This is a genomic window from Candidatus Infernicultor aquiphilus, assembly GCF_002784285.1.
Taxonomy (GTDB): Bacteria; Atribacterota; Phoenicimicrobiia; order Phoenicimicrobiales; family Phoenicimicrobiaceae; genus Infernicultor; species Infernicultor aquiphilus.
Genome location: NZ_PFKO01000207.1, coordinates 1 through 5,143, shown reverse-complemented (window position 1 = coordinate 5,143; position 5,143 = coordinate 1). Strand labels below are relative to the sequence as shown.

7 protein-coding genes are annotated in these 5,143 nt (G+C 34.4%); all 7 read right to left on the bottom strand.

Annotated elements, in window-relative coordinates:
• Positions 1-12: 12 nt before the first annotated feature.
• On the bottom strand, positions 13-237 hold the full coding sequence (locus COZ07_RS05485; protein ID WP_406607574.1) for a hypothetical protein: 225 nt from the start codon (positions 235-237) through the stop codon (positions 13-15).
• A gap of 50 nt (positions 238-287) precedes the next feature.
• Positions 288-719 carry a hypothetical protein gene (locus tag COZ07_RS05480; protein ID WP_406607573.1) on the bottom strand — a complete coding sequence of 144 codons (432 nt, stop codon included), beginning with the start codon at positions 717-719 and terminating at the stop codon, positions 288-290.
• Positions 720-992: 273 nt separating this feature from the next.
• Positions 993-1,310: an SHOCT domain-containing protein gene (locus tag COZ07_RS05475; RefSeq protein ID WP_406607572.1), complete on the bottom strand. Its 318-nt coding sequence runs from the start codon at positions 1,308-1,310 to the stop codon at positions 993-995.
• Positions 1,311-1,654: 344 nt separating this feature from the next.
• Complete coding sequence (locus tag COZ07_RS05470) at positions 1,655-2,506, bottom strand: EFR1 family ferrodoxin (protein WP_406607571.1); 852 nt, start codon at positions 2,504-2,506, stop codon at positions 1,655-1,657.
• Positions 2,503-2,841, bottom strand: coding sequence for a nucleotidyl transferase AbiEii/AbiGii toxin family protein (locus COZ07_RS05465; protein ID WP_406607575.1), 339 nt, complete (start codon positions 2,839-2,841; stop codon positions 2,503-2,505). Before COZ07_RS05465 ends, COZ07_RS05470 begins: the two co-directional genes overlap by 4 nt.
• An 8-nt stretch (positions 2,842-2,849) precedes the next feature.
• Positions 2,850-2,975, bottom strand: coding sequence for a hypothetical protein (locus tag COZ07_RS05460; RefSeq protein WP_406607570.1), 126 nt, complete (start codon positions 2,973-2,975; stop codon positions 2,850-2,852).
• Entirely contained in the window at positions 2,959-3,759 is an 801-nt protein-coding gene (locus COZ07_RS05455; protein ID WP_406607569.1) for a type IV toxin-antitoxin system AbiEi family antitoxin, read from the bottom strand. Before COZ07_RS05455 ends, COZ07_RS05460 begins: the two co-directional genes overlap by 17 nt.
• Between the last annotated feature and the right edge of the window lie 1,384 nt (positions 3,760-5,143).

Here is a 5,143-nt window from a genome sequence, read left to right as displayed (position 1 = left end):
ATATTTATTGTACTAACTTAAGACTTTCTTTAATACCGGATAAAAATCCTTTTCTTCCTCAATTACGGTGATCTTTCTCTTTTTTGCTTCCTCTTTCTGGCTTTCAGTGCAATAACCCCATCCAGCCAAAAAAACGCTAACCCCCAGGGTATCAGTTCCTATCAGGTAGCTTAACTGGTCATCGATAAAATAAATCTCTTCTAAAGCAACGCCATATTTTTTAGCAATGGCCTGCATATGCTCTGCTTTATGCTTTCCAAAGTTTTTATCAAAAATATCTTCCAGGTCTATTTTAAAATCAAGATATTCCGGTTGAAAGGCACGATGAATGTCTTCCCCTTTCTAAAACTCTTTTTCTGCCATTTCTCTTTTTCTTCAAAAAATAATTCTCGAAAAAATTGATCATCGAATTGAAGCTGGTTACGATAAGCAATGAATTCCTGTTGGTCCTTAATTTGAATCTGCTCTTCCATAATTTTAATAATAACGAAAAAATCACCCGATAATTCGATATAAGACCTTAAGCGGCGGTAATCATCCATTTCTTTTTTATATTGTTTTTTCATTTCTTCCCAATTCTCAAAAGTAAACAACTTTCCGCCGAAATTTTTCTTTACTTTCAAACCAAAATATTGACAATAGGCATTATGACCTGCAAATAAAGATTTTAAGGCACTGTCACTAATGACGCCGTCAAAATCCACTGCTAATATTTTCATTTTTAATTCTTCCTATCCCTTACAACTTATTCCTATAAACGGATAATACCTTCCTTTAATAATGGTTCTACCAATTAGGAATGTGATTATTGGATTCGTGTGCCAGAAATCAATATTGGCAATTACCGGAAGCGGATTTAACTCATTTTTTGTTTTTACGATTTACATTAACAGCTCTCACGTCATCTTTTTTGGAAGATCCAGAGTCAGGTTCACGATTTTACAAAAGGTATGATTAGAACTCCGGATCTTCATTTTTTACTAATATTTCAACTAGTCTCGCAATTCTTTCCTCATATTCTTAAATTCTTCCTGATTAATTTCACCTTTAGCATAACGCCTTTTTAATATTTCCAAGGGGGTCTCTTCTTTAGTCACTATATCTGATTTCTTTTCTCTTATATTTTTCACAATAAAATAGATTACAAAACCAATTATTACCAGAAAAACCAAACCAATCGACAATCCTCCACAACCCCGCATCATACCCAGACCTCCATACCAAGGATAAAAACGGTGCATGGCAAAAACATTGATACTAAAAAGTAAAAGCATACCTGTCAAAATACTAAAATATTTGAATATTTTCATTTTTCTCACCTCAATATCTGGATAGTCAAGAGGGAGAAAGAGAAATATTTTCCTCCCTCTTTAAAATTTCTCACTTAATCAATATTGTTTACCAACAATCACTTTTAAACATTTTGTTAAATTCGGAATTTCCCGCACCGATTTATTGACAGAATATATTTTAAACTACACGAGTTACCTGTCAAAATAAATATTTTTTCTGCTCATTCCCCCGTATCATCACATGATGGATTCCGGTTTTACTTAATTTCCTTCTTTATCTAGGCATGATAAAAATTTCCTAGTTTATTTTTTATATTATAATTTAGATAAAATAATATGTCAAAGAACCGTACCCTGACGTATTAAAATCCTTTTTGTTCAGCAATATCTTTCGTAGTTACATCAGGATGACAATATCTTCCATCTTGGTAGGTGTAATTTTTGACTAAAATTGACTGCTCAGGACAAAAATTAAAACAAGCGTAGCAGTGATAACATTTAATCTCTTTTTGCCATAAAGGTTTACCATGGTTCATCTTTATTTTTTTAGATAAACAAACTTTTTCGCATAGGCTACATCCGGTGCACTTTGAATCAACATAAAAATTAATTTTAGGATTGGTATATTCAGAGGCCCATTCAATAGGAAGCTGTAGTAATCGATCGACATATTTCATAAAAAAATTAGGTGGATTTGGATTATCTTTTCCTGTATTTTTTTCTTTATTTATAATAGCTTTATATATGGTTTCAAGTTCTTTTTGAACTTCATCTTCTAAAGCTGAAACTTTTTCTTTTGTTATTTGAGAGGCCCAATCTTGAATAATCATAAAAGATGGCATTACACCCTTCGGTGAATTACCGATCATTTTTAGGGTAAAATAAGAATCGATACTTTTACCTCTTTTTTTCAATAGTTTTTCAAGGTATATATTCACTTTTCCTGGATGACCACTATTTGTGGTTACCGCAAAAATATATTGAGTTGGTTTTAAATCAATTTTCTTTAAAAATCTCCTTACCGGATCAGGGGTTGAAGAGACATAAATGGGAAACACAAAACCTATCGTTTCTCCCTTCGTTTCTATAAGCTCTTCCTTTAAAAGGCTTATAATTGGTATAAGCTTAGTTTCTGGAATTCGTTTTTGAAGTTCTCTTGCCACATATAACGAATTACCTGTTCCTGAAAAATAATAGATTTCTACTCTACTCATAATAAGTGCCCTCCTATCGCTTCCATAGCTTTGTTAATTCTTTTGAGGGCTGTACTCAAATCAAAATTCTTGCGCTCTTCAGGTGCTAAAACGTCAAATAACTCTGTTTCAATACGTGAATTCATCTCCTTAATTTCTTCATCTGACCTGCCGAGGTTCTTCTTATATTTACCTAAATCTGTATCGGCATCATCCTCTTGAAGTTTCTTTTTAAACAAGGTTACTACTTCTTTATTAGTTAAATCAAACTTATTACGCAGAACAAAGTCAATATCATAAAAATCCCGGGGAGCTATAATTTTTCTTATCGCACCGGCACGTAACTTTTCCGCGATAAGTTCATTTAAAGATAAGCAGTTAATTTGACCACCATTAAAAAGTGGATCACCTGTAGAGGTAATAGAAAACCCTTTTTCTTTGATGCCCTTCCTAACGCTTTTATAAACTCATCTTTATTTTCGTGAATCATTAACGATAACTCTCCATTTTTTATTCAGGGTGCCTTTACGCGAACCATTAAAAGAACCGATAGAGGTCTTTTCTATACTTTTTAGGAGGGGTTTCAAAATATTTTCAGGAACTCCGGCCTCATCAAGTATCAACCCAATCTGCTTTCTGGTCTTAATATTGGGAAAACAAACTGCATATTCAACCAGCTTCTTTATATCACATTTATTGCTAAGTACAATTTTTGTAAATATCTTGGAAGCGTTTATAATGCCTCCAACAGGATTATTAAAATAAATGAGATCTATTAGCGTCTTCTCTTTTGAGCTGATGTTTACTTCTTCATCTTTTACTTTTATTTTTTCTATCCCATATATACGATTTTCCATTATCTTTATAAATTTATAAGATAAACCGCAAATTATCTTTTCCATACGCTTGGTGGTATTCAGAACATACACCGTTTGAAAAAGCTGCTCGGTAAATCCGTAATAGTTAAACATGGTCGAGTATCCGACATAGTAGTTTTTCTTCGGAAAGAAAAGCGGCGGGATAAGCAACTCATCTACACCCATTCCCTCAGGGCCTGCCTCAAGAGGCGAAAAAACATATACACCTGGTTTTATTGCTGAGAGTATTTTTTTCTTTTTGAGCCTAAAAACAATTTGTTTTCTATCCTCCGGTGAAAGATTAAATAATTGATCCATATCTTTCGCCGTAACCATAGCCTTTTTTTCATAGGTCAAACGAGCCACAATATTCGTCTCTATCGGCCCTAAAGTCTTAGATGTATTTTTAGGTTTCATAGGTTATCTCCCAAATAACTTACCGTGCTCTTTTTTACATTGATATTTTATCACACTAATCAGCAATGTCAATATAAAGAATAAGAACAAGAGTCAATTCTAGTTTAAATTAAATAAGGACACCGTACATACTATTTTTTCTTTGGTTTAACTTTCCATTTTACGAAGGTTTCCTTTAGGAGGTCTATCTATAATAATATCTAAAGTTTTAACCATCTGGTTAAGAAACTCCTCAGATCCTATAGGTGTCACGGTAGGACAGCCAGTTACCTGACTGCCCCCGCACAGATCCCAGCGTGCGGAACTACCGCACTGGGCTCTTCAGAAATACTCGCTTCCGTAAAAGACAAATTAGTATTGCCTTCTTTGCTATTCCCTGCAAGGAGGTTTGCATTTGTTCCTCCAGTCCTACTTGCCCGGCAAATGTTTCCTTTGCAGGCTACGTATTCTGTCAGCCCCTTCCTCTATTTCATAGAGTACTATGAACTGATCCGAATCCCTATAAGCCATCAGTCATCCTCTCTTTTCATCGGGTAGACTTACCTTTTGATAAGGAGCTTATAGGACTTCCCAAGTTCTTTATATTTCTCTACAAACATGCCATGTGCCAAGACCCCGACAGACCCTCTTTAGAATCTCGCCATATGCGACTCTTTTGTATAGGCTTCCGTTGCGAAAACGACGTCGCCATCTGCATTAATCTTTATTTACGAGGCTGTATAGTTCACTTTTACCTATCTGTTTCCCTGTGTACGCTCCTGCCTGCAGCAGACAGGTCATCTAATGGTTACCCATTTTGATGCAACACTTGGTATGGGTAGTTGGCTAGACCTTACCCAACAAGGACTTTCACCCTGTAAGAAATATAAAACTTCTTGGCGCTCTTCCGCTAAAAGTTACCGAATTATTGGGCTGGTACAATTGTCCCTATTTATCTAACTTAAAAGTAGAATATTAATTTTCTAAGAAAATGGGATGTGTATATTTATTCTAGAATGAAATTATATTTGCATTCATAATACAACGCAAATAGGTGCCCCTAATATTTCCAAACTTGTAAGAAATCCTTACAAGTTGCCGTTTGGTCAGCTTCGACCTTTACATAGATATTTTTGAGATGCTGAGTTATATTTTGAGGCGTTGTGTCAAAAAATTATGCTATTTTCTTTTGAATAAGCCAGATATTTTCTTCGGCATACAATACCTCAATATTCACCGAGCCGTCTGCTGACTTATAAAAAACGATTTGATTGTCAGGTAGTTTTTCATAAGTTTACACCTCAATTACACTGCTCATCCGATAAATAGGTGTCTGTCCCTATTATCTTTCTTAAAAGTAGAATATTAATTTTCTAAGAAAATGGGATGTGTATATTTATTCTAG

Coding starts and splice junctions, on each gene's coding strand:
- COZ07_RS05485 (WP_406607574.1), bottom strand. CDS start 237: ATGCAGGCCATTGCTAAAAAATATGGCGTTGCTTTAGAAGAGATTTAT.
- COZ07_RS05480 (WP_406607573.1), bottom strand. CDS start 719: ATGAAAATATTAGCAGTGGATTTTGACGGCGTCATTAGTGACAGTGCC.
- COZ07_RS05475 (WP_406607572.1), bottom strand. CDS start 1,310: ATGAAAATATTCAAATATTTTAGTATTTTGACAGGTATGCTTTTACTT.
- COZ07_RS05470 (WP_406607571.1), bottom strand. CDS start 2,506: ATGAGTAGAGTAGAAATCTATTATTTTTCAGGAACAGGTAATTCGTTA.
- COZ07_RS05460 (WP_406607570.1), bottom strand. CDS start 2,975: ATGATTCACGAAAATAAAGATGAGTTTATAAAAGCGTTAGGAAGGGCA.
- COZ07_RS05455 (WP_406607569.1), bottom strand. CDS start 3,759: ATGAAACCTAAAAATACATCTAAGACTTTAGGGCCGATAGAGACGAAT.